Origin of the sequence: Pseudomonas sp. 57B-090624 (assembly GCF_003234055.1) — a bacterium.
Lineage (GTDB): Bacteria > Pseudomonadota > Gammaproteobacteria > Pseudomonadales > Pseudomonadaceae > Metapseudomonas > Metapseudomonas tohonis.
In genome coordinates this window covers 43,362-69,530 of the sequence record NZ_QKRU01000036.1, presented here as the reverse complement: position 1 = coordinate 69,530, position 26,169 = coordinate 43,362, and the positions used below count along the sequence as shown (strand labels likewise).

At 68.1% G+C, this 26,169-nt stretch carries 24 protein-coding genes and 1 pseudogene; 7 read left to right on the top strand and 18 right to left on the bottom strand.

The window, feature by feature from the left end:
- Positions 1-694, bottom strand: a 694-nt coding sequence (locus DMX10_RS17900) for a hypothetical protein (RefSeq protein ID WP_111262335.1), incomplete at its 3' end; no start/stop codon positions are given.
- Between the two features lie 174 nt (positions 695-868).
- On the opposite strand from DMX10_RS17900, the gene dcd reads away from it, so the two are divergent.
- The 3 genes from dcd (at position 869) to DMX10_RS17885 (ending at position 2,388) form a co-directional block, all read left to right on the top strand.
- Entirely contained in the window at positions 869-1,435 is a 567-nt protein-coding gene (gene dcd, locus DMX10_RS17895; RefSeq protein ID WP_016491514.1) for a dCTP deaminase, read from the top strand.
- Between the two features lie 76 nt (positions 1,436-1,511).
- A complete protein-coding gene (locus DMX10_RS17890; protein WP_236204627.1) occupies positions 1,512-2,060 on the top strand; it encodes a hypothetical protein in 549 nt (182 codons plus the stop codon).
- Positions 2,061-2,184: 124 nt separating this feature from the next.
- A complete protein-coding gene (locus DMX10_RS17885; RefSeq protein WP_021219189.1) occupies positions 2,185-2,388 on the top strand; it encodes a hypothetical protein in 204 nt (67 codons plus the stop codon).
- A 4-nt stretch (positions 2,389-2,392) separates the two neighbouring features.
- Here the strand turns inward: DMX10_RS17885 and nadE are convergent, their stop codons facing one another.
- The 3 genes from nadE to DMX10_RS17870 are packed head-to-tail and all read right to left on the bottom strand — an operon-like array spanning position 2,393 to position 5,133.
- Positions 2,393-3,220 carry an ammonia-dependent NAD(+) synthetase gene (gene nadE, locus DMX10_RS17880; RefSeq protein WP_111262334.1) on the bottom strand — a complete coding sequence of 276 codons (828 nt, stop codon included), beginning with the start codon at positions 3,218-3,220 and terminating at the stop codon, positions 2,393-2,395.
- Positions 3,221-3,235: 15 nt separating this feature from the next.
- Complete coding sequence (pncB, locus tag DMX10_RS17875; protein WP_021219191.1) at positions 3,236-4,441, bottom strand: nicotinate phosphoribosyltransferase; 1,206 nt, start codon at positions 4,439-4,441, stop codon at positions 3,236-3,238.
- A 2-nt stretch (positions 4,442-4,443) separates the two neighbouring features.
- Positions 4,444-5,133, bottom strand: coding sequence for a nicotinamidase (locus DMX10_RS17870; protein WP_371921703.1), 690 nt, complete (start codon positions 5,131-5,133; stop codon positions 4,444-4,446).
- Between the two features lie 47 nt (positions 5,134-5,180).
- On the opposite strand from DMX10_RS17870, the gene DMX10_RS17865 reads away from it, so the two are divergent.
- Positions 5,181-5,786, top strand: a complete 606-nt coding sequence (locus DMX10_RS17865; RefSeq protein ID WP_111262332.1) for an adenylyltransferase/cytidyltransferase family protein — start codon at positions 5,181-5,183, stop codon at positions 5,784-5,786.
- Positions 5,783-6,463: an NUDIX domain-containing protein gene (locus DMX10_RS17860; RefSeq protein ID WP_111262331.1), complete on the top strand. Its 681-nt coding sequence runs from the start codon at positions 5,783-5,785 to the stop codon at positions 6,461-6,463. The genes DMX10_RS17865 and DMX10_RS17860 overlap by 4 nt, the downstream gene beginning before the upstream one ends.
- 166 nt (positions 6,464-6,629) lie before the next feature.
- On the opposite strand, the gene pdeM is transcribed toward DMX10_RS17860, so the two are convergent.
- The 4 genes from pdeM to DMX10_RS17840 are packed head-to-tail and all read right to left on the bottom strand — an operon-like array spanning position 6,630 to position 12,458.
- Positions 6,630-7,292 (bottom strand): ligase-associated DNA damage response endonuclease PdeM, encoded by a 663-nt coding sequence (gene pdeM, locus DMX10_RS17855; RefSeq protein ID WP_111262330.1) that lies wholly within the window; start codon positions 7,290-7,292, stop codon positions 6,630-6,632.
- The gene (locus DMX10_RS17850; protein WP_111262329.1) at positions 7,289-9,784 is read right to left on the bottom strand and encodes a ligase-associated DNA damage response DEXH box helicase; all 2,496 of its coding nucleotides are present in this window, start codon (positions 9,782-9,784) and stop codon (positions 7,289-7,291) included. The genes pdeM and DMX10_RS17850 overlap by 4 nt, the downstream gene beginning before the upstream one ends.
- Positions 9,781-11,445 carry an ATP-dependent DNA ligase gene (locus DMX10_RS17845; protein WP_111262328.1) on the bottom strand — a complete coding sequence of 555 codons (1,665 nt, stop codon included), beginning with the start codon at positions 11,443-11,445 and terminating at the stop codon, positions 9,781-9,783. The genes DMX10_RS17850 and DMX10_RS17845 overlap by 4 nt, the downstream gene beginning before the upstream one ends.
- Positions 11,442-12,458, bottom strand: a complete 1,017-nt coding sequence (locus DMX10_RS17840; RefSeq protein WP_111262327.1) for a ligase-associated DNA damage response exonuclease — start codon at positions 12,456-12,458, stop codon at positions 11,442-11,444. Before DMX10_RS17840 ends, DMX10_RS17845 begins: the two co-directional genes overlap by 4 nt.
- A gap of 191 nt (positions 12,459-12,649) precedes the next feature.
- Here DMX10_RS17840 and DMX10_RS17835 point away from each other — a divergent pair, with 191 nt between their 5' ends.
- A complete protein-coding gene (locus DMX10_RS17835; RefSeq protein ID WP_111262338.1) occupies positions 12,650-13,807 on the top strand; it encodes a sterol desaturase family protein in 1,158 nt (385 codons plus the stop codon).
- 320 nt (positions 13,808-14,127) lie between these two features.
- Here DMX10_RS17835 and DMX10_RS17830 read toward each other — a convergent pair whose 3' ends face one another.
- The 4 genes from DMX10_RS17830 to DMX10_RS17815 all read right to left on the bottom strand — a co-directional run bounded on the left by DMX10_RS17830 (position 14,128) and on the right by DMX10_RS17815 (position 18,210).
- Complete coding sequence (locus tag DMX10_RS17830) at positions 14,128-16,668, bottom strand: penicillin acylase family protein (RefSeq protein ID WP_111262326.1); 2,541 nt, start codon at positions 16,666-16,668, stop codon at positions 14,128-14,130.
- Positions 16,669-16,751: 83 nt separating this feature from the next.
- Complete coding sequence (locus DMX10_RS17825; RefSeq protein WP_111262325.1) at positions 16,752-17,402, bottom strand: glutathione binding-like protein; 651 nt, start codon at positions 17,400-17,402, stop codon at positions 16,752-16,754.
- 96 nt (positions 17,403-17,498) lie between these two features.
- On the bottom strand, positions 17,499-17,702 hold the full coding sequence (locus DMX10_RS17820) for an SEC-C metal-binding domain-containing protein (protein WP_111262324.1): 204 nt from the start codon (positions 17,700-17,702) through the stop codon (positions 17,499-17,501).
- Between the two features lie 7 nt (positions 17,703-17,709).
- Positions 17,710-18,210, bottom strand: coding sequence for an LEA type 2 family protein (locus DMX10_RS17815; RefSeq protein WP_111262323.1), 501 nt, complete (start codon positions 18,208-18,210; stop codon positions 17,710-17,712).
- A 112-nt stretch (positions 18,211-18,322) separates the two neighbouring features.
- Between DMX10_RS17815 and DMX10_RS17810 the strand changes: the two genes are divergently transcribed.
- The gene (locus DMX10_RS17810; RefSeq protein ID WP_111262322.1) at positions 18,323-18,892 is read left to right on the top strand and encodes a hypothetical protein; all 570 of its coding nucleotides are present in this window, start codon (positions 18,323-18,325) and stop codon (positions 18,890-18,892) included.
- Positions 18,893-18,971: 79 nt separating this feature from the next.
- Here DMX10_RS17810 and DMX10_RS17805 read toward each other — a convergent pair whose 3' ends face one another.
- The 6 genes and pseudogenes from DMX10_RS17805 to DMX10_RS17780 form a co-directional block, all read right to left on the bottom strand.
- Complete coding sequence (locus tag DMX10_RS17805) at positions 18,972-20,834, bottom strand: FAD/NAD(P)-binding protein (RefSeq protein WP_111262321.1); 1,863 nt, start codon at positions 20,832-20,834, stop codon at positions 18,972-18,974.
- Positions 20,835-20,902: 68 nt separating this feature from the next.
- Positions 20,903-21,379: an ester cyclase gene (locus tag DMX10_RS17800; protein WP_043240261.1), complete on the bottom strand. Its 477-nt coding sequence runs from the start codon at positions 21,377-21,379 to the stop codon at positions 20,903-20,905.
- A gap of 300 nt (positions 21,380-21,679) precedes the next feature.
- Positions 21,680-23,104, bottom strand: coding sequence for a gamma-aminobutyraldehyde dehydrogenase (locus tag DMX10_RS17795; protein WP_111262320.1), 1,425 nt, complete (start codon positions 23,102-23,104; stop codon positions 21,680-21,682).
- 67 nt (positions 23,105-23,171) lie between these two features.
- Positions 23,172-23,977 (bottom strand): annotated as a pseudogene (locus tag DMX10_RS17790) (ABC transporter permease).
- A complete protein-coding gene (locus DMX10_RS17785; protein ID WP_111262319.1) occupies positions 23,967-24,917 on the bottom strand; it encodes an ABC transporter permease in 951 nt (316 codons plus the stop codon). The pseudogene DMX10_RS17790 and the gene DMX10_RS17785 overlap by 11 nt, the downstream one beginning before the upstream one ends.
- Position 24,918: 1 nt before the next feature.
- Positions 24,919-25,947 carry an ABC transporter ATP-binding protein gene (locus tag DMX10_RS17780; RefSeq protein WP_111262318.1) on the bottom strand — a complete coding sequence of 343 codons (1,029 nt, stop codon included), beginning with the start codon at positions 25,945-25,947 and terminating at the stop codon, positions 24,919-24,921.
- Between the last annotated feature and the right edge of the window lie 222 nt (positions 25,948-26,169).

Here is a 26,169-nt window from a genome sequence, read left to right as displayed (position 1 = left end):
CGTCCGAACCGCCCCCATCGCTCGATGAATCGCCGCCCTGATGGCTGCCGCTCGTGCCGCTGCCATCGCCGAAGTCGCTGGAGCCGTAGCCCGAGTCGGCGCCGACGAAGTCCCCGCCGCAGTAGATGACGCCGCTGCCCGCGTCGCCGCCGTCGTTGCGCCGCACGCCCTTGCAATCGGCCACATAGAGGAAGCCGCCGACGATGCCCAGGCGGCTGTCCAGGTCGAACAGCAGCGGTACCCGGCCGGGCTTGCGCGGGTCGATGCGCTCCTGCTCACAGGCGTACCACCAGCAGCGGCGCAGGCCGGCGTCGGCCTGGCGGGCGTTGCCCGAAAGGGTGCGCGCCGGGCGGTGGTGCAGGAAGCGGCCGAAGGCCTTCTGGCAGAAGCGCTTGTATTGGCGGGTGTCGAGGATGAAGGCGTGCCACAGGTCGTCCACCACCTGGGAGGGCATGGAGACGTAGCCGAAGCCGCTCTTCAGGTAGCAGAGGAAGTACTGGCGCAGGCCGGCGCTCACCAGCATGCAGTCTTCCAGGCTCAGTTGCGGGTGGCGCTTGCGCAGTTCGTCGAACAGCCAGGGCGCCGGGCGGAACTCGCGGATGAAGCGTTCCCGGCCGATTGCGCGGCGGCGTTTGAAGAACGAGAAGGAAAAGACGGCGAAGAACAGGCCGGGAATGATCAGCCAGGGGGTCATGGTGGGTCCTTTCTCCACAAGGGCGGGCCAACAGTGGCGCACTCGACGGCGCCGCCACAAGCCCCGCTCGGCGGCACTGGGCGGCAGGGCACGCTACCGGTCGCTGCCCTTTGCCCGAAAGGCCCGCGCCCGGTAAGATTCGCGATCATTTTTCACCTTCACAGGACCCCCGCCATGAGCATCAAATCGGACAAGTGGATTCGCCGCATGGCCCAGGAACACGGGATGATCGAGCCCTTCGTCGAGCGCCAGGTGCGCGGCGCGGACGACAGCCGGGTGATTTCCTACGGGGTGTCCAGCTACGGCTACGACGTGCGTTGCGCGGCCGAGTTCAAGGTCTTCACCAACATCCATTCCGCCGTGGTCGACCCGAAGAACTTCGATGAGAAGAGCTTCGTCGACATCAACAGCGACGTCTGCATCATCCCGCCGAACTCCTTCGCCCTGGCCCGCACCGTCGAGTACTTCCGCATCCCGCGTGACGTGTTGACCATCTGCCTGGGCAAGAGCACCTACGCGCGCTGCGGCATCATCGTCAACGTCACCCCGCTGGAACCGGAGTGGGAAGGTCACGTGACCCTGGAGTTCTCCAACACCACCAACCTGCCGGCGAAGATCTACGCCCACGAAGGCGTGGCGCAGATGCTCTTCCTGCAGTCGGACGAAGCCTGCGAAGTCTCCTACCGCGACCGCGGCGGCAAGTACCAGGGCCAGACCGGCGTCACCCTGCCCAAGGCCTGAGCCACCTGCGTTGCGACCAAAGCCGGGCCCATGCCCGGCTTTTTCATGGCTCTATCCAGTCAAAGGAACCTGACGAATGAACCTGCTCAAATCCCTCCTGCTCACCCTCGGCCTGGGCGTTTTCTCGTCGTTGCAGGCTGCGGAGCTTTCCGTGCTCAGCGGTACCGGGGCATTCGGCCTGCCCGCCAGCGCCACCCGCGCGCAGTTCGTCGAGCGCCTGGGCACGCCCACGGCCGAGCTGCCCATGTACGGCAAGCGGCGCGGGCTGCTGTATGGCAATTCGATGATGCTGGTGTTCCTTGGCGACCGCCTGCGCGAAGTGCGCTGCTGGGAGCTGAGCGGCTACAACGACAGCCTGTTCCTCGGCTGGATGCAGGGCGTGGGCGAGCGCGGCGCGGATTGGCGCTTCAGCCTGGACGGCCAGTTGCACCTGGGCCAGCGCCGCGAGCAGGTCGGCCCCTGGTTGCAAGGGCTGGAAGGCACCGGCGACGAGCGTTCGGACCTGGTGGTCAAGAACGGCAGCGAGGTCTGGCTGGGCTATGGCTTCGAGCCGGAGTACCGCCAGGGCGACGAGGAGCAGCCGGTGCTGGTCTCCATCACCGTGCACTTCAACGACCCGCGTTGAGAGCGCCTCGGGAAGAGCCCCGGGCTGAAGCCCGGGCTACGAGGCGGAGGCGCAAATAGGCGGAATTCTTCAGCGATCACGGGGCTCTACTGCTTGAAGCCACTGTGAACGCCGGAGGAACGCCATGCGCTCCCAGATCATCCTCGAAGCCCTGACGCCCAGTGCCAGTGCGCTGGTGGACGCCATCCTCGCCCATAGCGACCCGTCGCTGGTGCTGCAACAGGTGCCGGGGCCGGGCGACCCGGAGGAGCCGGGTGAACCCACTCAGCCCCACGAACCGGGCGAACCGACCCTTCCCGACCCGCCGCCGCCCGCTCCGGTGGTGTAGCGCCTCAGGGCACCAGCGGCAGGTCGCGCTTGTGCTGGGTGGCGTCGTAGGTGCGCACGATGATGTCGTAGGCCTCCTGGCGTACGGCCTCGCCGTGCAGGAAGGCGTCGATCTCGGCGTAGCTGACGCCATGGGCTTCCTCGTCCGGCTTGCCGGGGCGCAGCTCTTCGAGGTCGGCGGTCGGCACCTTCTGCACCAGGTTGTCCGGCGCACCCAGGTAGCGGGCGATGGCGCGCACCTGGTTCTTGACCAGGCCGGAGAGCGGTGCCAGGTCGCAGGCGCCGTCGCCGAACTTGGTGAAGAAGCCCATCACCGCCTCGGCGGCGTGGTCGGTGCCGATCACCAGGCCGTTGTTGGCGTTGGCGATGGCGAACTGCGCGACCATGCGGATACGCGCCTTGACGTTGCCGACCACGAAGTCACGGCGGGCGTCGCTCAGCGCCTGCAGGTGGGTGACCTGCTCGCCGAGGCCGATCACGCTGGCGGCGATGTTCACCGTGTCCTCGACATCGGCGCGGATGAATTTCAGTGATTCCTGGGCGTCATGCTCATCGTGCTGGGTGTTGTGCGGCAGGCGCACGGCGATGAAGCGGTAATCCGGGTCGCCGGTCTCTGCGCGCAGTTCCTCCACCGTCAGCTGGGCCAGGCGGCCGGCGGTCAGCGAATCCACGCCACCGCTGATGCCCAGCACCAGCACCTTGAGCCGCGCATTGCGCAGGCAGGTCTTGATGAAGGCCTTGCGCCGCTCGATCTCTGCCTGCAGGGCGGCGTCGTCGGCGAAGGGGGGCACCACATCCAGGGCGGCGGCTATCTCTTTCTGGCGATTGCTCATGATGGTTCCTCGGCGCTAGCGCGCATCTGATACGCGAAATACGTGTTTCAGGTAGGCGACGAAGTTCTCGTCGCGGCACTGGGTCTTGCCCGGGGTATCGGAGATCTTCGCCACCGGCTGGCCGTTGCAGGCGGTCATCTTGATCACGATGTTCATGGGCACGACACCGGGAATGTCGCAGGTCAGGTTGGTCCCGATACCGAAGCTGACGTGGATACGACCGTGCAGGGCGCGATACAGCTCCAGCGCCTTGGGCAGGTCGAGGCCGTCGGAGAATACGAGGGTCTTGGTCTGCGGGTCTATACCGAGCCTTTCATAGTGGCGGATGCACTTCTCGGCCCATTCCAGCGGGTCGCCGGAGTCGTGGCGCAGGCCGTCGAAGAGCTTGGCGAAGTACAGGTCGAAGTCCTTGAGGAAGGCATCGGTGGTGATGCAGTCGGTCAGGGCGATGCCCAGCAGGCCCCGGTACTCGCGGACCCAGCAGTCCAGCGCGGCGATCTGGCTGTCGATCAGGCGCGGGCCCAGTTGCTGGTGGGACATCAGCCATTCGTGGGCCATGGTGCCGATGGGCTTGATGTCGAACTCGCGGGCCAGGTGCACGTTGCTGGTGCCGACGAAGCGCCCGGGGAAGTCGCGCTTGAGGATGTGCACCATCTCTTCCTGCACCCGGTAGGAGAAGCGCCGGCGGGTGCCGAAATCGGCGATCTGGAAGCCCGCCAGCTCGCTGGCGCTGGCTTCGCCCTTGAGCCAGTCGAGCTTCTGGTACAGGCGCTCGCTGGCCTGTTCGAGGATCACCTCGCGATAGCGGTAGCGGTTGCGCACCTCGCTGACGATGGCCAGCAGCGGGATCTCGAAGAGGATCACGTGCAACCAGGGGCCGCGCAGGCGGATGCACAGCTGGTCGTCCTCGATGCCGGCCTGGACGTAGCGCATGTTGAAGCGGAACAGGCTGAGGAAGCGGGTGAAGTCCGGCTTGATGAAGGGGATGCGCTCCAGGAAGGCCAGTTGGTCGGCGGTGATGGAGATCTCCGACAGGCGCTCGATCTGGTAGCGGATCTCCGCCAGGTAGGGCTTCAGGTCCTCGGCGTTGCGGCAGCGGAATTCCCACTCCACCTCGGCGTTGGGGTAGTTGTGCAGCACCGCCTGCATCATGGTCAGCTTGTAGAAATCGGTGTCCAGCAGGTTCTGCACGATGCGGTCGGAAAACACGCTCTCGGCCATGATCAGCTCTCCTTCTCGATGCTGTTCAGCAAGGCGTCCAGTTCGGCCTCGCTGGCGCACAGCGTGATGCCCAGTTCGTTCATCTGCAGCCGCGCGGCTTCGGCCGTGGCTTCGGCGATTGCCCGGCACGCCGGGAGGTAGACGATAACCGCAAAGCCGGCGCGGCGCAGTTGCAGCGCGGTGGTCTTCACGCAGTAGTCCAGCGCCAGGCCGCCCACCAGTACATGGCTGACCGCGTTCTGCCGGAGGAATTCGATCACCCCGGTGCTGCGGCGCTCGGCCAGGTCGTGGTAGCAGGCGCCGTAGGGGTGCAGGTCGGGCTCCACGCCCTTCCACACGAAGTAGTCGTAGTCCAGCGGCTGGGGCAGCTCGTCGAGCAGCTCGAAGCCGGCGGTGCCCGGTACGCAGTGGCTGACCCAGGTGATGTCGGCGTTGGCCAGGGGCAGCGGTGCGAGCATCTGGTCGTGGCTGGGCACGACCCAGGCGGCCTGCGGGCTGTGGGCGTCCTTGCTGCCGATGCGCAGTTCGGCGCGACGGGCCAGCAGGTTCAGGTGCGCTGCGATCTCGTCGCCGCCCGGCACCGGGAGTTCGGCGGGGCAGAGGGGGGTGAAGCCTTTCTGGGCGTCGACATCGAAGCTGGCGATTTTCATGGCTGCGTTCCTCGTTCGGTTGCGGCTGGCTACATATTCCATCTCGTGTAATATGTCGTCAAGCACTCTTTGATCGCAGGAGGACAGCGATGAGAAACAGTCGGCAGGATTTTCCCGATCCCAGCCTGCGGGCCTACCCGGCGGGCAGCGCGTCTCCGGCCCCGGTGCGCTTCCGCCTGGCGGTGTACGGCGGTGCCTTCGATCCGCCCCACCCGGGCCATGAAAGCGTGGTGCGCCGGGTACTGGAGTGCGCCGAGCAGGTGCTGCTGGTGCCGAGCCACCGCCACGCCCACGGCAAGCGCATGGTGGATTTCGCCCTGCGCTGCGCCTGGCTGGAGCGCCTGGCGACACGCATCGACCCCGCGCGGGTGCGTTGCGACGCCATCGAGGCGCGGCTGGCCCCGGGCGCGGCGGCGGTGTACAGCTACGACCTGTTGCAAGCATTGGCGGGTGAGTACGGTGTAGCGCCGGGGGACATCGCCCTGGTCATAGGCGAAGACAACCTGCCCCAGGTGGCGGGCTTCCATCGCGGGGCGGAACTGCGCGAGCGCTTCGGCCTGCTGGTGGCGGACGAGACGCTGCTGCTGCACAGTTCGGCCATCCGCCTGCACCTGCGCGAGGGCCTGGCGCTGCCGCCGGCCTGGTGCCTGCCGGAAGTGCAGGGTGAACTGGATATCTATAGGGAGCTGCAATGAGTTCTGCACAGGTACTGGCCAGCGTCGACATCGTCGCGCTGCGCCTGAACGAGGCCCAGGGGCTGGAGCTGCTGCTGATCCGCCGGGCCCAGGCGCCCTTCGAGGGCGAGTGGGCGCTGCCGGGCGTGCTGGTCAACGGCCGCTGCGACGACGCCGACCTGGACGCCGCCGCCACCCGGGCCCTGGCGGAGAAGGCACGGGTGCGCCCGCAGCACCTGGAACAGGTGGCCACCGTGGGCAATGCCCGGCGCGACCCGCGCGGCTGGTCGCTGTCGACCTTCTACCTCGCGCTGCTGGAGCCCGACACGCAACTGAGTGACGCCGACCTGCGCTTCCTGCCGCTGGACGAGGCCTGCGGGTTGCCCTTCGATCATGACCAACTGGTGCGCCAGGCCCGTGAGCGGCTGGCCGGCAAGTCGGTCTACACCTCCCTGCCGCTGCACCTGCTGCCCCGGCGCTTCACCGTGACCGAGGCCCTGGGCGCCTTCCAGGCCTGCCTCGGCCAGGCGGTGCAGCACACCACCCTGCGCGGGCGCCTGGAGAAGATGAAAGGGCAGGGCTGGGTGCTGGACACCGGCGAGCACAACCACCCGAAAATGGGCCGCCCGCAGAAGGTGCTGGAGCACTGCCCGGCGCAAGGCGGCGTGTTCACCTTCGACCGTAGCGTGTTGTCCTGACGGCACGGCGACGGCGAATTCCGGGCAAAAAAATAGGCGCCAACGTGGGCGCCAGGGAGCAATGAACAATGCATAGGTTCTGAGTGCTCCCTGGCGCGTAAGTTCAGAAAAACAGCAAAAAAGACGACATCCTGCGGCCATCCATAGGCCATCAAGCCAGGCGGCGTCAGCCGGGGAAGGCGGGCCAGACGCCGCCGTCGCCGCAGACGAAGACCCGCGTCGCGTTATCCATGGCCTGGTCCATGCCACCGGTGAACTCGCCGAAGGCCGGCAGCAGGCTGAGCCGCTCGCCGAGGCGGAAGCAGGGCAGGCGCAGGCTCTGGCGGCCGGGGCCGCGCAGGCGGAAGGTCGGGTGCAGGTGGCCGGCCAGCACGTGCAGCGCCGGGTGCGGCTCGGGCTCGTGCTGCAGGGCGAAGGGCCCCAGGGCCAGCGGTTCGTGGTGCAGGCTGAAGCCGAGCGCGGCGGGCGGGTCGCCGGCATGGCGGTCGTGGTTGCCGCGCACCAGGTCGATGGCCAGGTGCGGATGCCCGGCGCGCCAGGCGGTGAGCACCGGCCAGAGCGGCGCCTCGGCGCCCTGGCGGGCATGCAGGAAGTCGCCGAGGAACACCAGGCGGCGGCAGCCATGCTGGTGCAGCAGCCGGTCCAGGCGGCGCAGGTTCTCTGCCGTGGTGCCGCTGGGCACCGGCTGGCCGAGGCGACGGAAGCTGGCGGCCTTGCCGAAATGGATATCGGCCACCAGCAGGCAGCCTTCCTCGGGCCAGTACAGCGCGCGGTCGGCCAGCAGCAGGACGCGGGTGCCGGCCAGTTCCACCTCCAGCGCGGTGTTCATCGCGCGCGGCTCCGGCGTGGCGGCTGGTCGGCGGCGCGTTCCAGTTGCTCGACCATGCGGGCGATGCGGTCGGCCAGCTTCTCGCTGCTCAGGCCCTCGCGGAAGCGTTCCACCAGCAGCGGGAAGGCCAGCGGGGTGGGGCGCGCCACCTCCACCAGGCGCAGCTCGCGCTCGCGGATGCGTTGCAGGCAATCCTCCAGGCGCGGCAGGTCCAGCTCCTGGCGCAGCACCTCCTCGCGGGCCTGATGCAGCAGCAGGTTGTCCGGGTCGTATTGGCGGAACACGTCGAAGAACAGCCCGCTGGAGGCCTGCAGCTGGCGTGTGCTCTTGCTGGCGCCGGGACGGCCGGCGAACACCAGCCCGGCGATGCGGGCGATCTCGCGGAAGCGCCGCCGCGACAGCTCGCTGGCATTGAGGCTGTGCAGCAGGTCGTCGAGCAGCGCGTGCTCGCTGAACAGCCCGAGGCGCAGGCACTCGGCCCAGTCCACCTCGGTGGCTGCCAGCAGCTCCAGGCCGTAGTCGTTGACGGCGATGGAGAAGCTGACGGGCCGTTGCCGGGCCAGGCGCCAGGCCAGCAGGCTGGCGAGGCCCAGGTGCACCTGGCGGCCGGCGAAGGGGTAGAGGAACAGGTGCCAGCCCTCGCGGCTCTTCAGGCGCTCGGCCAGCAGGTTGTGCTCGTCGGGCAGCGCCGACCAGGCCTGCTGCAACTCCAGCAGCGGCCGGGTCAGTTTCAGCTCCGGGCTGTCGTAATGGCCCCGCGCGGCCTCGCCCAACTGGTGCACCAGGGCGTCGGCCAGTTCGCTGGAAAGCGGCATGCGCCCGCCATTCCAGCGCGGGATGGCGGCCTTGCGCGCGGCGCTGCGGCGCACGTAGGCGGTCATGTCCTCGACCCGCACCAGCTCCAGCGGGCGCCCGGCGAAGAGGAAGGCGTCGCCCGGACGCAGGCGCGAGATGAAGCCTTCCTCGATGCTGCCCAGGGAGCCGGCGGCGCCACCCTTGCCCCAGAAGCGCACCTGCAGGCTGGCGTCGCTGACGATGGTGCCGATGCTCTGCCGGTGCCGCCGCGCCAGCTGTGCGCTGGGCACCTGCCACAGGCCGCTGTCGTCGGGCTCGGCGCGGCGGTATTCGGGGTAGGCGGTGAGGGAGTGGCCGCCGTGGCGGATGAAGGCCAGGGCCCAGGCCCATTCGTCGTCGCCCAGGGCGCGGTAGGCCCAGCAACTGCGCACCTCGGCGAGCATCGCCTCGGCCTGGAAGCCACCGCCCAGGGCCATGCTGACCAGGTGCTGGACCAGCACGTCCAGCGGCTTTTCCGGGCTCAGGCGTGCTTCGATGCGGCGCTCGGCGATGGCCTGGCGCGCGGCCACCGCCTCCACCAGTTCCAGGCTGTGGGTGGGCACCAGGGTCACCCGCGAAGCGCGGCCCGGTGCGTGGCCGGAGCGGCCGGCCCGTTGCATCAGCCGCGCCACGCCCTTGGCGGTGCCCACCTGGAGCACCCGCTCCACGGGGAGGAAGTCGACCCCCAGGTCGAGGCTGGAGGTGCACACCACCGCCTTGAGCCGGCCCTGCTTGAGGCCGTTCTCGACCCACTCGCGCACCTCGCGGGAGAGCGAGCCATGGTGCAGGGCGATCAGCCCGGCCCAGTCCGGCCGCGCCGCCAGCAGGGCCTGGTACCAGGCTTCGGACTGCGCGCGGGTGTTGGTGAACACCAGGCTGCTGGCGCTGGACTCCAGCTCCGCGACCACCTGCGGCAGCATGCGCAGGCCCATGTGCCCGGCCCAGGGGAAGCGCTCGACGTTGGCCGGCAGCAGGGTGTCCACCTCCAGGCGCTTGCGTTGTTCGCCCTGCAGCAGAAGCCCGTTGCCGTCGGGCACCAGCACCTGCAGCGCGTGGTCCAGGTTGCCCAGGGTGGCGGAGAGGCCCCAGGTGGCGAGCCCGGGGTTCCACAGGCGCAACCGCGCCAGGGCCAGTTGCAGCTGTACGCCGCGCTTGTTGCCGAGCAGCTCGTGCCATTCGTCGACCACCACCATGCGCAGCCCGGCGAAGGCCTGGGCGGCGTCGGCGCGGGTCAGCAGCAGGGTCAGGCTTTCCGGCGTGGTGACCAGCACGCTGGGCAGGTTGCGCGATTGCCGGGCCCGCTCGGCGCTGCCGGTATCGCCCGTGCGCAGGCCCAGGCTCCAGGGCAGGCCGAGTTCGTCGATGGGCGCCTGCAGGGCGCGGGCGGTGTCGGCGGCCAGGGCGCGCATGGGGGTTATCCACAGCACCGAGAGCGGTAGCACCTGGCCCTTGCCACGCTCCTTGCGGGTGGGGGCGGCGCCGGCCAGCACATCGAGCGCGGCGAACCAGGCGGCGTAGGTCTTGCCGGCGCCGGTGGTGGCGTGGAGCAGGCCGGAGCGGCCCTGGGCGACGGCGCGCCAGAGGCTTTTCTGGAAGGCGAAGGGGCGCCAGCCACGGTCGCCGAACCAGCGCGAGGAGGGGCGGGGGGCGCGGCTCAAGCCTCGGGCTCCGGCGCGACATCGGCCAGCAGGGCCTGGAGGCTGGCGAGGGTGTCGGCCTCGGCCACCGGTTTGTCCTGGCGCCAGCGCAGCATGCGCGGGAAGCGCACGGCGACACCGCTCTTGTGCCGTTTGGACAGGGCGATGCCCTCGAAGCCCAGTTCGAACACCAGGGTGGGGGTGACGCTGCGCACCGGGCCGAATTTTTCCACCGTGGTGCGGCGGATGATGGCGTCGACCTTGCGCATCTCCTCGTCCGTGAGGCCCGAGTAGGCCTTGGCGAAGGGCACCAGGGCGCGCTCGGCGCTGGCGTCCTCGCCCTCCCAGACGGCGAAGGTGAAGTCGGTGTAGAGGTTGGCGCGGCGACCGTGGCCACGCTGGGCGTAGATCAGCACGGCGTCGACGCTGTAGGGGTCGAGCTTCCATTTCCACCAGGTGCCCTGGTCCTTGGTGCGGCCGACGCCGTACAGCGCGTCGCGGGCCTTGAGCATCATCCCTTCGACGCCGAGGGCGCGGGCGCCCTCGCGCTGGCGGGCGAGGTCGGCCCAGTCTTCGCCGCGTACCTCGGGGGACAGCCCAAGCACCGGGTCGCTGATTTCCTCCAGCAATTGCTCCAGGCGTTCGCGGCGTTCGGCCAGGGGGCGCTGGCGCCAGTCCTCGCCACGCCACTCCAGCAGGTCGTAGGCCACCAGGCGCACGGGGGCGTCGTCGAGCACCTTGCGCGTCAGGCGCTTGCGGGCGATGCGTTGCTGCAGCAGGGCGAAGGGCTGCACGCGGCCGTCCTTCCACACCAGGATCTCGCCGTCGATCACGGTGCCGTCCGGCAGCGCGTGGGCCAGGCCGTGGAGTTCGGGGAAGCGCTCGCTGACCAGCTCCTCGCCCCGCGACCAGATCCACAGGTGGCCGTCGCGGCGCACCAGCTGGGCGCGGATGCCGTCCCATTTCCACTCGACCAGCCAGTCCGCCGGCGGGCCGAGCAGGTCGGCGAAGGACGCCACCTCTGCCTGCAGCGGGTGGGCGAGGAAGAAGGGGTAGGGCAGGCCGCCGCGCTCCAGGTGCTCGGCCTCGCTCTGTGCGGCGATGAGCCGGGCATAACCCTGGGCACTGGGCGGGCGCGAGGCGTCGGTGTAGCCGACCAGGCGCTGGGCGACGCGCTTGGGGTCGAGGCCGGCGAGGTTGGCCAGGGCGCGGGTGACCAGGAGGCGCGAGACGCCGACCCGGAAGGCCCCGGTGACCAGCTTCAGGCACACCAGCAGGCTCAGCCGGTCGAGCCGTGCCCAGAGCGGCGGCAGGCGGGCGGCCAGTTCCGCCGGCGGCAACCCGCGCAGGGGCAGCAGGTGCTCCTCGACCCAGGTGGCGAGGCCCTCGTCGGAGCGCTGGACGCTGGGCGGCAGCAGCAGGGAAATCGTTTCGGCCAGGTCGCCCACCGCCTGGTAGCTCTCCTCGAACAGCCACTCGGGCAGGCCGGTGATGGCCAGGGTGATTTCCCGCAGCTGGCGCACCGGCACCAGCTGGCGCGGCTTGCCACCGCTGAGGAAGTACACCGCCCAGGCGGCGTCCTCGGGGGGGGCGCTGGCGAAGTAGTCCTGCAGGGCGGCCAGCTTGGCGTTGCTGGAGGTGCTGGCGTCGAGGCGGCCGTAGAGCTCGGCGAAATCCTTCACGGCGTCGCCTCCGGGGCGCTGGCCGGTTCGTCCTCGTCGCCGTATTCGGTGCTGAAGGCCTGGGCGTCCAGGCCCTGTTCGCAGAGGTAGCGCACCAGCACGTTGACCGAGCCGTGGGTGACGAACACCCGCTCGGCGCCGCTCTGCTCGATGGCCCAGAGCAGGCCGGGCCAGTCGGCGTGGTCGGAGAGCACGAAGCCACGGTCCACGCCGCGCCGCCTGCGGGTGCCGCGCAGCATCATCCAGCCGCTGGCGAAGGCGTCGCTGTAGTCGCCGAAGCGGCGCATCCAGGTGCTGCCGCCGGCCGAGGGCGGGGCCATGACCAGGGCCTGGCGCAGCAGTGGATCGTTGCGGGCGATGTCGCCGGCGTAGCGGGTTTCCGGCAGGGCGACGCCGGCTTCGCGGTAGACCCGGTTGAGCGGCTCCATGGCGCCGTGGACGAGGATCGGGCCGATGCTGGCGTCGATGCCGTGGAGGATGCGCTGGGCCTTGCCGAAGGCGTAGCAGAACAGCACGCTGGCGCGCCCGGCGGCCTGGTTGGCGCGCCACCAGGCGTCGATTTCGGCGAACAGCGCGGCTTGCGGCTGCCAGCGGTAGATGGGCAGGCCGAAGGTGGATTCGGTGATGAAGCAGTGGCAGCGCACCGGCTCGAAGGGCGCGCAGGTGCCGTCGGCCTCGGTCTTGTAGTCGCCGGAAGCCACCCACACCTCACCCCGGTACTCCAGGCGCACCTGGGCCGAGCCAAGCACGTGGCCGGCCGGGTGCAGGCTGAGGGTGACGCCGCCATGCTCCAGGCGCTCGCCGTAGTCGAGGGTCTGCAGGCGGATGTCGCCCAGGCGCGCACGCAGGATGCCTTCGCCGGCACGGGTCGCCAGGTAGTGGCCGCTGCCGGTGCGCGCGTGGTCGCCGTGGCCGTGGGTGATGACGGCACGTTCCACCGGTTTCCAGGGGTCGATGTAGAAGTCACCGGGCGGACAGTAGAGGCCTTCGGGCCTCGCGACGACCAGGTCCATGGGGCTGCCTCGTTGTGGGCTCATGTCTATGAGCATGGTCGGGTTCGGTTGGTTCGGCTGGCAAGTTCGCCTCGGGACCGCGACACAGGTCACACAAGCCCCGGGTGTTCGTCGGAACAGGTGGCCTGGAGCTTGGTGTGGACGTCAAGATCGGGAGCGGCTTTTCTGCCGACTTCATGGAGGATGTGCGAATGCAGGCGATCAAGGCCTATTTCCAGCGCCACGGTCATGATCCGTTCCGGATCGGCGAGGGTCGTATCAGCGGTTATCTTTCCGCGGCGCTGGGGCTGCTCAGCCTCTGCGCGGTGCTGTGTTTCCTGTTCCCCGAGTGGCTGACCTTCGCCGAGTTCCGCAAGGTCTACAGCGAGCAGTTCGCCCGTAGCGTGCTGCTGGTGGGGCTGGTGGCGTCGTTCTCCCTGGGCACGCTCAACATCCTGCTCAACCGCCGCAAGCGGCTGGGCTTCACCGGCATCGCCGCCTCGGGCCTGGCGGTGTTCCTCGGTGGCACCAACATCCAGTTCGAGACCATCGGCCAGACCCCCTATTCCCTGGGGCTGGACTGGTTCGTGCTGGCGCTGCTGGTCTCGGCCATCGTCTTCATCCCGCTGGAGAAGCTCTACGCCAAGGACCCGCAGCAGAACATCCTGCGTCCCCACTGGCGCACGGACCTGGCGTACTTCTTCGTCAGCCACATGCTGGTGCAGTTCATCCTGATCTTCGTCACCGCCTCGTCCACGCTGCTGGGTGGCTGGGCGGTGTCGCCGGCCTTCCAGGCGGGCGTGCAGTCGCTGCCGATCTGGCTGCAGTTCATCCTCGCGGTGCTGGTGGCGGACCTGGGCCAGTACTGGCTGCACCGCCTGTACCACGTGGTGCCCTGGCTGTGGCGCTTCCACGCGGTGCACCACTCGAGCACGGCGATGGACTGGCTGGCCGGCTCGCGCATCCACTTCGTAGAAATCCTGCTGACCCGCACCGGGGTGCTGGTGCCGCTGATGCTGATGGGCTTCTCGCCCCAGGCGATGAATGCCTACGTGATCCTGGTGGGCGTGCAGGCGGTGCTGGCCCACGCCAACGTGCGCATCGACGGCGGCTGGCTGAACTACCTGCTGGTGCTGCCGCGCTACCACCACTGGCACCACGCCCGGCACCCGGACTACATCTACAAGAACTACGCGATCCACCTGCCGATCGTCGACATGCTGTTCGGCACCTTCAAGCTGCCGCCCAAGGAATGGCCGACCCGCTACGGCGTGTTCGGCAAGCCGCTGCCGGACGGCATCCTGCGCCAGCACCTGTACCCCTTCCAGAAGCCTGCGCCCAAGGCACCGGTGAAGCCGAAGGCGTCCTGACCCTCGACGGCGGCCCATGTGCAATGCATGGGCCGTTGCTTCTGGTTTTCCCCCTTTCCCTTCTTGCCGATCTCCCGGGCTGAAGCCCGGGCTACGTTCGGGCTGCGTTCGTCGGTTGGTGCCGGGCGAGGCCTAACATCGCGGCTGGGATCGGCCTGGACGCGTTGGGCTTCGTGCCTCGGCCCAACCTACAGCGCAGCGGTGGCCTTTTCGCGGGCAAAAGAAAGGGCGCCGGTGAGGGCGCCCTGAAAGAATGTGATCTATGGAGTAAGTCCGCTTACATAGACCGTGCCGGGGCGGTTAGTTCCCGCCCCGGGCGATCATTTTTGCGGGGTGAGCATCAGCCGCTTGGTGCCGTAGACCTTGTCCAGGTTCTGCGACTGGAAGGGGAAGCTCATGTAGCGGGCCTTGAGCCAGGCGTCGATGCCGTCGGCGTAGTTGGGGCTGGCCGGGTTGCCGGACTGGCCGGAGCTGTTGAGCCCGATCATGGGTTCCGGCTGGCCGAAGTCGACGATGATGCGCATGGCCGGGATCAGCCAGGTGTCGAAGTCGTTGCCCCACTCGTAGGCCGAGACGTTCAGCGTGTTCATGTCGCCGCCGGCCGGGTAGGGGCCACGGTCCAGGTAGCCCTGGATGGCGTTGATCCCGGTGCGCTGGCTGGCGCTCATGAAGGGCGCGAGGCGGGTGGTGTCGGTGGCCCAGGTGTAGCTGTGCAGCTTGCCCCATTGCCAGGCCTTGCGGTCGGCACCGAGCTTGCCTTCGGCGAAGCTGACGGCGGCGGCCAGGCTGCGGGCGAGGATGGCGGGCTTGTCTTCCTTCTGCGCCGTGCGCACGTCGTCCCAGAAGGGGCTGTCGGCGCGGCCCAGCAGGTGGTCGGCCTGGGCGGAGTAGGAGAGGTTGGCGGTTTCCACCAGGGCCTGCCAGGCCGGGCTGCCTTCGGGGCCGAGCTCGTCCTGGAAGATCTGCCTGGCGCTTTCCTGCAGGAAGGCTTCGTAGAACACCGCATCGGCGGAGGTCGGGCGCAGGTCGCCATCGAAGGCCAGCAGGCGGCTCAGCGCTTCGCGGGCCTTGTCGCGCTCGGCCGTGGGCAGGGCGTCGATGGCCTTCTTCAGCGGCTGGGCCATGGCCGGGTCTTCGAACATGGCCTTGAGCTTGGCGGCGAAGGGCGTGGTCTGGTCGTACTGCATGGCGATGGTGCTGCGGGTGTCGTGCTTGCCGCTGCCGGCGAGCTGGGCGATGCGCTCGGCCCGCTCCGGGTAGAACCAGGAGTTGGACAGCTGCACGCCATAGCCGCCCTGCACGGTGCGGTGGTTGGCGGTGCCGAGCCAGCCCTGGGTCGGGTCCTGGTCATAGGGGTGCAGCATGGGGTCGGCGAAACCGTCCCAGTCATAGCGGCTGTCCCAGCCGGGGGAGGGCATCAGGCCACGGCCTTCGCGACGGTTGGGGTAGCGGCCGGTCACCTGCCAGGCGATGTGCTGGGCATCGGCGGTGAGCAGGTTGAGGCCGATGGCGCGGATCGAGCGCGTCGCCTCGCTGGCCTGCTCGACGGACTGCGCGCGGGACAGGTCGAAGAAGGCGTCCAGGGTCTGGTCGTTCTCGAACTGCGCGGTCTTCAGGGCGATGCCCAGGCCGCTCTTCATCTCCAGGGGCTGCAGCGGGTGCTTGCGCTGGCCGAGCACGGAGTTGAGCAGCGGGCCGTGGCGGGTCTCGTAGAGGGTTTCGCGGATCGGCCGCTCGCCCTTGATGAAGAAGGTCTCGTTGCGCTCGATGGCCGGCTGCCATTTGCCGTCGGCCAGGTAGTAGAGGCGGCTGCCTTCGCGCTTGACCTTCTCCAGGTAGAGGTCCTGGTTGTCGCCCATGACCATGGTCATGCCCCAGGCCAGCTTGCCGTTGAAGCCGGCGACCACGGCGGGCACGCCGGCGATGGTGACGCCTGCGGCCTGGAACTTCGGCGAGCGGATCTGCATGAAGTTCCAGTACGAGGGCATGGCCAGCGGCAGGTGGGTGTCGTTGGCGAGGATGCTCTTGCCGTTGCGCGTGCGCTGGGGCGCGATGGCCCAGTTGTTCGAGGCGGCGACGCCGAGCATGTTAAGGCCGGCCAGCTGCCCGGCGGCCTGGTCGATGGCGGCCAGGCCCTGGATCTGCCCGCCGAGGTTGAGGCCCTTGAGCTTGTCGGCTTCGTCGAACGGCAGGTCCTCGTCCGGGTAGATGGGCAGCAGCCAGGCGACCTTGTCGGCGCCGACCTTCTGCGCCATGACCAGCGAGGCGATCTCTTCCTGCAGGTTCACCGCCAGGCCGAAGTTGAGCAGGGTGAAGACCAGCACCGAGTCCTCGGGTTTCCAGTAGGCCGGCTTGTAGCCGGACTCGGCGAGGTCCATCGGCAGCTTGTCGCGGTACTGGAAGAGGTAGGCGTTGACCCCGCGCGCATAGACCTCGAAGAAGGACTTCAGGCGCGGGGAGGCGTTCTTGTAGAGGATGTCGGCACTCTTGCGCAGGTTCACCGCACGCATGAAACGGTCCACCTCCAGCACGCCGGGGCCGGCCATCTCGGCCAGGCGGCCCTCGGCCATGAGGCGCAGGCCGACCATCTGGCTGAGGCGGTCGGAGGCGTGCACGTAGCCCATGGCGAACAGGGCGTCGTGGAAGGTGGTGGTCTCGATCAGCGGCATGCCCAGCGGGTTGCGGCGGATGGAGACGCTCTGCGCCAGGCCCTTGACCGGCTTGAAGCCGGAGGTGGGGGGCAGGCTGTCGGAGTAGCGGCTGTCGAGCCAGGACTGGCAACCGGTCAGCGCGACCATGGCGCCAAGGGCGGCGGCCAGGCAGAAACGAGGCAGGAAGCGCTTGGGCGCAGGCGAGGCCATGGAGCTGTATCTCCCGAAGAGGCGGCGGTTTTCAAACGCGCTACGTTAGAGAGCGGCCTCGCACTGCGCAAGCGCCGTTGGCCCTACTTTTTAGCGGCGGCGGGGTTGATCTTTTCCACCAGCTCATAGGCGCGGATCGTGGCCGGGCGGGCCTGGATGCTCTGGAACCAGCGCTTGAGGTTGGGGAAGTCGTCGAGGTCCTGTTCCTGGTAGGTGTGCGGGACGATCCAGGGATAGATGGCCATGTCGGCGATGCCGTACTCGGCGCCGGCGACGAAGGCGCGGTCGGCCAGGCGCTTGTCGAGCACGCCGTAGAGGCGGGCGGTCTCCTTCACGTAGCGCTGGATGGCGTAGGGCACCTTCTCCGGGGCGAAGCGGTTGAAGTGGTGGTTCTGCCCGGCCATCGGACCGAGGCCGCCCATCTGCCAGAACAGCCACTGCAGGGTTTCCTCGCGGCCGCGCAGGTCGACGGGGATGAAGCTCCCGGTCTTCTCGGCGAGGTAGAGCAGGATGGCACCGGACTCGAACAGCGAGAGCGGTTCGCCGCCGTCCGCCGGGGCGTGGTCGACGATGGCGGGGATGCGGTTGTTCGGGGCGATCTTGAGGAAGTGCGGCTGGAACTGCTCGTCCTTGCCGATATCGATGGGGTGGATCCGGTAGGGGAGGCCGGTCTCCTCGAGGAACAGCGTGATCTTGTGGCCGTTGGGGGTGGTCCAGTAGTAGAGATCAATCATCTTGGGACTCCTCAGGAAGTGGGCGGCCAGCCTAAAGGATTCCCGACCCCAACGAAAAGGCCCGTGCTAGACGGGCCTTGGTTGCACTGGCGCGGTTCAGGCGCCGTGGCATTTCTTGAACTTCTTCGCGCTGCCACAGGGGCAGGGATCGTTGCGGCCCACTTCCTTCAGCGGGTTGCGCACCGGCTCCTGCGGGCCGTGGTTGCAGTGCGGGCCGTGCACATGGCCGTGATCGTGGTGGTGGTCATGATCATGGTCGTGGTTGCAGTCGGGGCCATGGACATGGGGTTGTTGACTCATGGAAAGGTCACTCCGGGATGTAGTTGCCCGGGATTATCTCGCCATTGCGCGAGAGGTGCACGCTCCTGCCGAACATCAGGCCGGTCTTCACCTCGCCTTCGAGGCGGTAGTGGATCGGCTCGTCGGGCTTCTCCAGGAGCTTGACGATGTACTTCATGTGGCGCCAGAGGTTGGTGCGCACCGGGACATCGAAGGTCTCGTGGCCATTGGCGGGCACGGTGAACCAGGTGCTGGACTCGCCCGAAGCGAGCTTCACGTCGTTGAGGTGGACGGTATAGACCAGGCCGCGGACGGGCAGGCTGACGTCGTTGGGGTTATCCACGCGAAAGCGCAGCAGGAACTGCTGTTCGAGGAGTTTCGCCTTGATCACATCGACCTTGACCAGCCGCACGTCCGGGTCGCGGAAGCCGCCGGTCATCCAGGTGGAACATCCCGTCAGGCCCGAAAAAGGAAGGGCCAGTAACATCATTAGGCTGAGAATTCTTATCGTTTGCGCCTGAGAAAACATTGCATTACTCCATCGACGCTCAAGTGTAACAAGCAACTGCTTGGCTGCAACTTGTTGTTTGCAGAAAAAAACCTGCGCCATACTGCGGTCTGTTTCGGACAGGAGTGTGACCATGAGCCGCTACGAGATCGCTTTCTCCGGCCAACTGGTTCCGGGAGCCCGGCTGGAGCTGGTGCAGGCCAACATGGCCAAGCTCTTCCAGGCTGACGCGCAACGCATCGCCATGCTGTTTTCCGGCAGGCGCATCGTGATCAAGAACAACCTCGATGAGGCCGCCGCCGAGAAATATCGTGCAACGCTTGAGCGTGCCGGTGCGGTGGTGGACGTGGTGTCGATGGACGTCGAGATCGAGGAAGTGGAGCTGGCGCCGCCGCCAGCGCAGGAGCCGGTCGCCGCACCGCGCGCACCGGTGGCCCAGCCGGTTGGGGGGAGCGCTCCGGTGGGGCGCCTGAAAGTGGCGCCGCGTGACGAATACATGGCGGCGTTCAGTGAAGTGGACGCGCCTGACTTCGGCATCGCTCCGGTGGGGGCGGACCTGCAGGACGCCAAGGCCGAGGCGCAGGCGCCCAAGGTCGACCTGAGCCAGTTCAGCCTGGCGCCGGTGGGCAGCGACATGGGCCAGGCCAAGGCCGCCCCGGCTGCGCCGCCGCCGGATACCTCGCACCTGCGCATACAGGAGTGAGTGCCCACCCATGAAAAAGCCCGCCGATCGGCGGGCTTTTTCATGGGCGGCGTGGGCATCCCGCGCCTTCATCGCTGCGTCAGCCCAGCTCGCCCACTGCCCTCCAGGCCTCGTCGATGGCGGCGTGCGCGTAGGCGCTCCAGGCCGCATCGGAGTTGGCGATGGTGACGTTGCCGACCTTGGTGCGCGCCAGGTTCATCAGCTTCTCGCTCTCGTCTTCGTCGTCGAACAGGCTGTTGGCGAAGTAGGCGTAGCCGTGGGACCAGCGGTTGACGGTGATGGCGAGGATGTCCTTCTGGTGGTCGAAGCCGGCTGGGCCGAGCATGGCCTGGAGCTGCTCGCGGATCATCGCCTCCATCTGCTCGAAGCTCATGGCGTAGAGCTTGCCACGGCCGACCCGGGCCTGGGTGCGGGCGTCCATGCCCATGCCGGGGCTGGTGGGCACGTAGACCATGTGCAGGCCGATGGGCTGGGCCGGGTCGCGGGGGTGGCGGTAGCCGCCGATGTCCACCGGGTAGTCGAGCTTGACGCGGCTGTAGGGCTGGCTGGGGGCGTAGATCTCGTGCACGCCGAGCTTGGCGAAGCTGTGCCAGTTGCGGATCACCACCTTGGTGTACACCAGCGGGAACTTGACGTTCTGCGCCAGGGCGTGGGCCTGCGGGGCGGGCAGGTCGCGGAGCAGGTAGGGAATCATCATGTTGTAGCAGGCCAGCACGCAGTGCCGGGCGCGCACGCGGTGCAGCTGGCCGCCCCGGCTGTAGCCCACGTCCACGGCGCCGGCGTGGTTGCGCACGCTGACGGCGGTGCTGTTCAGGCGCAGGCGCACGGCGTTGGAGGGCAGGTCGAGGCGGGCGTAGTCGAAGTCGGCGAGGACGATGTCGTCCATGCCCTTGCCCGAGGCCACGCCCGGTATCAGGCTGCGCACCAGCAGGCGCGCCACCGAGGCGTTGCCATCGGGGAAGTGGTAGATGTACGGCTCTTCCATCTCGGCCTTGGCTTCCTCGCTGATGGGCGAGAGGTCCATCGCGGCGAAGCCGGGGAAGCCCACGGCGTAGGCATCGGCGGCGGCGACGGCGTCGATGCTGAGGGCGGAGAAGTCGTTGGTGCGGCTGAGGAAGTAGCGGGTGGCGGCTTCGCTCAGGCCGACGTCCTTGCGCAGGAAGTCCTGGTAGCTGGTCTTGGCGAGGTGGGCTTCCTTCTCCTCGCGGCTCTTGCCGGCCAGGTAGTCACGGGGCGCTTCGTGCAGGGCGATGAGGGCCTCGCGGTCGGCCTCGGGCAGCGGGAAGTCCTCGATGAAGGCGCGCCAGCTGCGGGCGTTGAGTTTTTCCGGGGCGATGTCGTCGGCCACCATGGGCGTCGGGTCGCCGGTCACCAGCTTGTCTTCACCGAAGCCAGCCTTGTCGAAGAACACCCCGCGCGACAGCCCGAGGCCCGGGTAGAAGTCGCGGTCGAAGGCGGTCTCGAAGCGGTCGATGTCCACGCCCAGCTGCTTGAGCAGGCCGTTGACCTGGCTGCTGTAGAGGCTCTTGGGCGACTGGAAGGCTTCGCTGCCGCCGTAGCCGAGGATCATCCGGCCGCCGGCCTGGAATTCGTTGCGCTTGGCGTGGCCGCCGAAGTCGTCGTGGTTCTCGACGATGAGGATGCGCGCGTCGGGGTTCCGCTGCCGGTAGAACCAGGCCGCGGCGAGGCCGCTGATGCCGCCGCCGACCACCACCAGGTCGTACTCCTCCTCGATCTTCAGGCCGTCGGTGTCGAACACCTTCTTCTCCCAGCCCATCTGGTGCGCCACCTCGAAGGCGCCGGGGTGGCTACCGCGCAGGCCGGTGAGGGCGGGCGGGTAGTAGCGGCCGGAGGGGGCAGCCTGGAGCAGTTGCAGCGGAGTGAGTCCGGCGCCGATGGCGAGGGCTGCGCCGTTGAGGAAGTCGCGGCGGGTGATGGTCATGGTGTACCTGCAAGGCGTTGTCGTTTTTTATGCATGGCGCCCGGGTCGTGCCGGGCGCCACGTCGGGCTTACCAGCCCAGTTGTTTATTGAAGCCCAGGGCGTCGTAGTAGTCGCCCTGGTAGGCGATCTTGCCGTCCTTGATGCGGACGAAACTCACCCCTTCGAACTTCAGGGGCTTGTTCGTGGCCGGGGTCTCGGCCCCCCAGGCACCGCTGTTGGTACCGCTGAACTCCCACTGGAAGGCGATGCCGTCGGGCCCGACGATGGGCTCGCTGGTCATCCTCCACTTCAGGTCCGGCACCGCGCCGATGAACACCTTGATGACGTTGTCGCGGGCGGCGGCCTTGCCTTTCTGCGGGGTGCCGACGGTGGCGTCGAAGTACTCCGCATCCTCGGCGAGGAAGGTGGCGGCCTTGTCGGCATCGTGGGCATTCCAGGCAGCCATGTAGCCCTCGACTACGGACTTGGCATCGCCGGCGGCCTGGGCCAGGCCGGTGGCGGCGCACAGCAGGATGAAGCTGAAACTACGCAGGGTGGTTCGCATTTCGGTTCTCCTGGGGTTTGGGTGCAGCGGTTGTGAAGCAGAGCCGGTGGTGAGCAGGAACCTGTGGGAGCGAATTCATTCGCGAAAGCCGCGCAGCGGGCAGCCGATTACCTGCCGGCCCTGCGGGCCGGATCGCGAATGAATTCGCTCCCACGAAAAGCGTGCGGAACGCTGAGCGGCTGGGCGTCGTGAGCGACGGCCAGGCTAGGCGGAAGACGGCGAGAAAGCGGAATGTACGTTTGTACATGAGCATTTCGAGCCGGCTTCCAACAACGCCTGGCCTAGCGCAACAGCTCAGGGTCAGTGTTTGAACATGACGTGGCGGATGGCGGTGTAATCCTCCAGTCCATACATCGACATGTCCTTGCCATAGCCCGACAGCTTCACCCCGCCGTGGGGCATCTCGCTGACCAGCATGAAGTGGGTGTTGACCCAGGTGCAGCCGTACTGCAGGCGCGCGGAGAGGCGGTGGGCGCGGCCGACGTCGGCGGTCCAGAGCGAGGAGGCCAGGCCGTAGTCGGAGTCGTTGGCCCAGGCCAGCACCTGCGCCTCGTCGTCGAAGGCGGTGACCGAGACCACCGGGCCGAAGACTTCGCGGCGCACGATCTCGTCGTCCTGGCGGGCGTCGGCGATCACGGTCGGCTCGAAGAAGAAGCCGGGGCCTTCGACCTTCTTGCCGCCGGTGACGATGCGGATGTGCGGCTGGGCGGCGGCGCGCTCGACGAAGCCGGCCACGCGCTCGCGGTGCTGTTCGGTGATCAGCGGGCCGAGTTCGGTGCCGGCGTCGTCCTGCAGGCCGTACTTGAGGGTGGAGACGGCGGCGCCGAGCTTCTCGACGAACGTCTCGTAGATGCCCTTCTGCGCGTAGATGCGGCAGGCGGCGGTGCAATCCTGGCCGGCGTTGTAGAAGCCGAAGGTGCGGATGCCTTCCACGGCGGCGTCGATGTCGGCGTCGTCGAAGATGATCACCGGGGCCTTGCCGCCCAGTTCCATGTGCATGCGCTTAACGGTGTCGGCGGTGCCGGCGATGATGCGCGAGCCGGTGGCCACCGAGCCGGTGAGCGAGACCATGCGCACCTTGGGGTGGGTGGTCAGCGGCTCGCCGACGCTGGGGCCGCGGCCGAAGACGATGTTGACCACGCCGGCGGGGAAGATCTCGGCCAGGTACTCGGCCAGCTTCAGGGCGGTCAGCGGGGTCTGCTCGGAGGGCTTGAGCACCACGGTGTTGCCGGCGGCCAGGGCCGGGCCGAGCTTCCATGCGGCCATCATCAGCGGGTAGTTCCAGGGCGCGATGGAGGCGACCACGCCCACCGGGTCGCGGCGGATCATCGAGGTGTGGCCGGGCAGGTACTCACCGGCGGCGGAACCGCTCATGCAGCGGCTGGCGCCGGCGAAGAAGCGGAACACGTCGGCGACGGCGGGCAGCTCGTCGTTCAGCGCGGCGGCGTAGGGCTTGCCGCAGTTGTCCGACTCCAGGCGCGCCAGTTCCTCGGCACCGGCGTCGATGCGGTCGGCGAGCTTGAGCAGCAGGGCGGAGCGGTCCTTGGGCGAGGTCTGCGACCAGGCGTCGAATGCGGCGTCGGCGGCGCGTACGGCGGCGTCGACCTGTGCCGCGCTGGCTTCGGGGATGTCCACCAGGGTGGTGCCACGGGCGGGGTTGAGCACGGCTTGCGCGGCGCCTTCGCCGGCGACCAGTTGGCCGTTGATCAAGAGTTTGGTCTGCATGGTGAATCCTCCAGTGGGGGTTCGCTGATCCGGGTTGGAGCCCCCGCCACGCGGGCGGGGGCGGTTGTCACTTGCCGCTGCCGGCGACGCCTTCGCCACCCTTGGTCAGGTAGTAGGCGCCGAGGATCGGCAGCATGGTCACCAGCATCACCAGCATGGCGACGACGTTGGTCACCGGCACGTCGCGCGGGCGGCTGAGCTGGTTGAGCAGCCACAGCGGCAGGGTACGTTCGTGGCCGGCGGTGAAGGTGGTGACGATGATCTCGTCGAAGGACAGCGCGAAGGCCAGCATGCCGCCCGCCAGCAGGGCCGAGCCGAGGTTGGGCAGGATGATGTAGCGGAAGGTCTGCCAGCCGTCGGCGCCCAGGTCCATCGAGGCTTCGATGAGGCTGTGGGAGATGCGCCGGAAGCGCGCGATCACGTTGTTGTGGACGATCACCACGCAGAAGGTGGCGTGGCCGATGATGATGGTCAGCAGCCCCGGCTCCAGGCCCAGGCTCTTGAACGCCGAGAGCAGCGCGATGCCGGTGATGATGCCGGGCAGGGCGATGGGCAGATCAGCATCAGCGAGATGCTTTCCTTGCCGAAGAAGCTGCGCCGGTACAGTGCCGCCGAGGCCAGGGTGCCTAGCACCATGGCGATCAGCGTGGCGACGCAGGCGACCTGCAGCGACAGCTTGATCGACTCCAGCACGTCCTCGCGGGCGAAGGCCACGCTGAACCAGTGCAGGGTGAAGCCCTTGGGCGGGAAGCTGAAGGCCGCGTCCTCGGTGTTGAAGGCGTAGAGGAAGATGATCAGGATCGGGAAGTGCAGGAACACCAGCCCGCCCCAGGCGGCCGCTTTCAGGCCCCAGGATGCTTTCTCAGAGTGCATCGAATGCCCCCAGACGTTTGACGATGGAGAGGTAGACGGCGATCAGCACGATGGGCACCAGGGTGAAGGCGGCGGCCATGGGCATGTTGCCGATGGCGCCCTGCTGGGCGTAGACCATGCTGCCGATGAAGTAGCCGGGCGGGCCCACCAGCTGCGGCACGATGAAGTCGCCCAGGGTCAGGCTGAAGGTGAAGATCGAGCCGGCGGCTATGCCCGGGATCGACAGCGGCAGCACCACCTGCAGGAAGGTCTGGCGGGGCTTGGCGCCGAGGTCGGCGGAGGCCTGCAGCAGGTTCGGCGGCAGGCGCTCCAGGGAGGCCTGGATCGGCAGGATCATGAACGGCAGCCAGATGTAGACGAACACCAAAAAGCGCCCGAGGTGCGAGGTGGACAGGGTGCTGCCGCCGACGCCGGGGATGTCGAGGATGAACTGCAGCACCGGCTCCAGGCCGAACTGCTGGACGAACCACTGGGCCACGCCGCCCTTGGCCAGCAGCAGGGTCCAGGCGTAGGCCTTGACGATGTAGCTGGCCCACATGGGCATCATCACCGCGATGTAGAAGAACGCCTTGGTCTTGCCCGTGGTGTAGCGCGCCATGTAGTAGGCGATGGGGAAGGCCAGCATGCCGCTGGCGATCGACACCGCCACGGCCATGGCCAGGGTGCGCTGGATGATGTCGAAGTTGGCGGCCTGGAACAGCGCCGCGAAGTTCGCCAGGGTCAGGTCCGTGGACACCGCCATGGTGAAGTCGTCGAAGGTGTAGAAGCCTTGCCACAAGAGGCTCAGCAACGAGCCCAGGTAGATGGCGCCGAACCACAGCAGCGGCGGGATCAGCAGCATCGACAGGTACAGCGTCGGCCGGCGGTAGAGCAGGTTGGACAGGCGCCGCATGGCCCCGTTGGGGGCGGCCTGTGCCTGGGCGGTCAGGGTCGCGCTCATCTCACACGCCCTCGCTCAGCTGCACCATGGCCTCGCGGGCCCAGCGCACGGTGATGCGCTCGCCGGGCTGGAACGACGGCGCGGCGGCCTGCCACTGGTTGTTGGCCTGGCTGATGCACAGGTTCTGGCCGTTATCCAGGCGCAGCTCGTAGCGGGTGGCGGCGCCCTGGTACTGGATGTCGTGCAGCAGGCCGCTGATCTGCACCTCGCCGGCCAGGGCCGCCTCGGCCGTGGCGAAGCGGATGTGCTCGGGGCGGATGGAGAAGGGCTGCTCGTTGCCGGTCAGCTCCAGGGCCACGGCACCGCGCAGCACGTTGGAGGTGCCGACGAACTCGGCGACGAAGGGCGTGGCCGGCTGCATGTAGAGGTTGCGCGGGGTGTCGACCTGCTCGATGCGCCCCTTGTTGAACACCGCCACGCGGTCGGACATCGACAGCGCTTCGCTCTGGTCGTGGGTGACGAAGATGAAGGTGATGCCCAGCTGGCGCTGCAGCTTCTTCAGCTCGCTCTGCATCTGCTCGCGCAGCTTCAGGTCCAGCGCGCCCAGGGGCTCGTCCAGCAGCAGCACGCGGGGGCGGTTGACCAGGGCGCGGGCCAGGGCCACGCGCTGGCGCTGGCCACCGGAGAGCTGCGCCGGCTTGCGGTCGCCGTAGCCGGCCAGGGCCACCATGCCCAGGGCCTCTTCGGCGCGGTTCAGGCGCTCGGACTTGCCCACGCCCTTGACCTTCAGGCCATAGGCGACGTTGTCGCGCACGTTCATGTGGGGGAACAGCGCGTAGTCCTGGAACACGGTGTTGACGTCGCGCTGGTAGGGCGGCAGGCCGGCGGCCTCCTCGCCATGGATGCGGATGGAACCCGAGCTGGGCTGCTCGAAGCCGGCGATCAGGCGCAGGCAGGTGGTCTTGCCGGAGCCGGATGGGCCGAGCATGGAAAAGAACTCGCCGTCCTGGATATCGATGGATACCCGGTCGACGGCCTTGACCTCGCCGAAGAGACGGGAAACCTGGGTGAACTGGACTGCAAGCGTCATGGTGCGGTGCTCCGGTAAAGCGAAAAGGGTGCAGGTGTGGCGAAACGGCCCCCCGCCCGCAGGCGAGGGGGAAACTTCAGGTACTGCTTTGTATCCAGTGGGGTTCCGCGTTCGCGGGGGTGATCGGGCAACGGAGCGGTTCCGTGCCTGGTCATCCTCGCGAATGCGGGGGCCCACTCAAACGGAGGAGGCTGTCCAGTGGGTTCCCGCGTTCGCGGGAAT

What these genes read in the sequence shown, in the direction of transcription:
- dcd (WP_016491514.1), top strand. Translation starts at nt 869, where the DNA reads ATGAGCATCAAATCGGACAAGTGGATTCGCCGCATGGCCCAGGAACAC.
- DMX10_RS17890 (WP_236204627.1), top strand. Translation starts at nt 1,512, where the DNA reads ATGAACCTGCTCAAATCCCTCCTGCTCACCCTCGGCCTGGGCGTTTTC.
- DMX10_RS17885 (WP_021219189.1), top strand. Translation starts at nt 2,185, where the DNA reads ATGCGCTCCCAGATCATCCTCGAAGCCCTGACGCCCAGTGCCAGTGCG.
- nadE (WP_111262334.1), bottom strand. Translation starts at nt 3,220, where the DNA reads ATGAGCAATCGCCAGAAAGAGATAGCCGCCGCCCTGGATGTGGTGCCC.
- pncB (WP_021219191.1), bottom strand. Translation starts at nt 4,441, where the DNA reads ATGGCCGAGAGCGTGTTTTCCGACCGCATCGTGCAGAACCTGCTGGAC.
- DMX10_RS17870 (WP_371921703.1), bottom strand. Translation starts at nt 5,133, where the DNA reads ATGGAATATGTAGCCAGCCGCAACCGAACGAGGAACGCAGCCATGAAA.
- DMX10_RS17865 (WP_111262332.1), top strand. Translation starts at nt 5,181, where the DNA reads ATGAGAAACAGTCGGCAGGATTTTCCCGATCCCAGCCTGCGGGCCTAC.
- DMX10_RS17860 (WP_111262331.1), top strand. Translation starts at nt 5,783, where the DNA reads ATGAGTTCTGCACAGGTACTGGCCAGCGTCGACATCGTCGCGCTGCGC.
- pdeM (WP_111262330.1), bottom strand. Translation starts at nt 7,292, where the DNA reads ATGAACACCGCGCTGGAGGTGGAACTGGCCGGCACCCGCGTCCTGCTG.
- DMX10_RS17840 (WP_111262327.1), bottom strand. Translation starts at nt 12,458, where the DNA reads ATGGACCTGGTCGTCGCGAGGCCCGAAGGCCTCTACTGTCCGCCCGGT.
- DMX10_RS17835 (WP_111262338.1), top strand. Translation starts at nt 12,650, where the DNA reads ATGCAGGCGATCAAGGCCTATTTCCAGCGCCACGGTCATGATCCGTTC.
- DMX10_RS17830 (WP_111262326.1), bottom strand. Translation starts at nt 16,668, where the DNA reads ATGGCCTCGCCTGCGCCCAAGCGCTTCCTGCCTCGTTTCTGCCTGGCC.
- DMX10_RS17825 (WP_111262325.1), bottom strand. Translation starts at nt 17,402, where the DNA reads ATGATTGATCTCTACTACTGGACCACCCCCAACGGCCACAAGATCACG.
- DMX10_RS17820 (WP_111262324.1), bottom strand. Translation starts at nt 17,702, where the DNA reads ATGAGTCAACAACCCCATGTCCATGGCCCCGACTGCAACCACGACCAT.
- DMX10_RS17815 (WP_111262323.1), bottom strand. Translation starts at nt 18,210, where the DNA reads ATGTTTTCTCAGGCGCAAACGATAAGAATTCTCAGCCTAATGATGTTA.
- DMX10_RS17810 (WP_111262322.1), top strand. Translation starts at nt 18,323, where the DNA reads ATGAGCCGCTACGAGATCGCTTTCTCCGGCCAACTGGTTCCGGGAGCC.
- DMX10_RS17805 (WP_111262321.1), bottom strand. Translation starts at nt 20,834, where the DNA reads ATGACCATCACCCGCCGCGACTTCCTCAACGGCGCAGCCCTCGCCATC.
- DMX10_RS17800 (WP_043240261.1), bottom strand. Translation starts at nt 21,379, where the DNA reads ATGCGAACCACCCTGCGTAGTTTCAGCTTCATCCTGCTGTGCGCCGCC.
- DMX10_RS17795 (WP_111262320.1), bottom strand. Translation starts at nt 23,104, where the DNA reads ATGCAGACCAAACTCTTGATCAACGGCCAACTGGTCGCCGGCGAAGGC.
- DMX10_RS17785 (WP_111262319.1), bottom strand. Translation starts at nt 24,917, where the DNA reads ATGAGCGCGACCCTGACCGCCCAGGCACAGGCCGCCCCCAACGGGGCC.
- DMX10_RS17780 (WP_111262318.1), bottom strand. Translation starts at nt 25,947, where the DNA reads ATGACGCTTGCAGTCCAGTTCACCCAGGTTTCCCGTCTCTTCGGCGAG.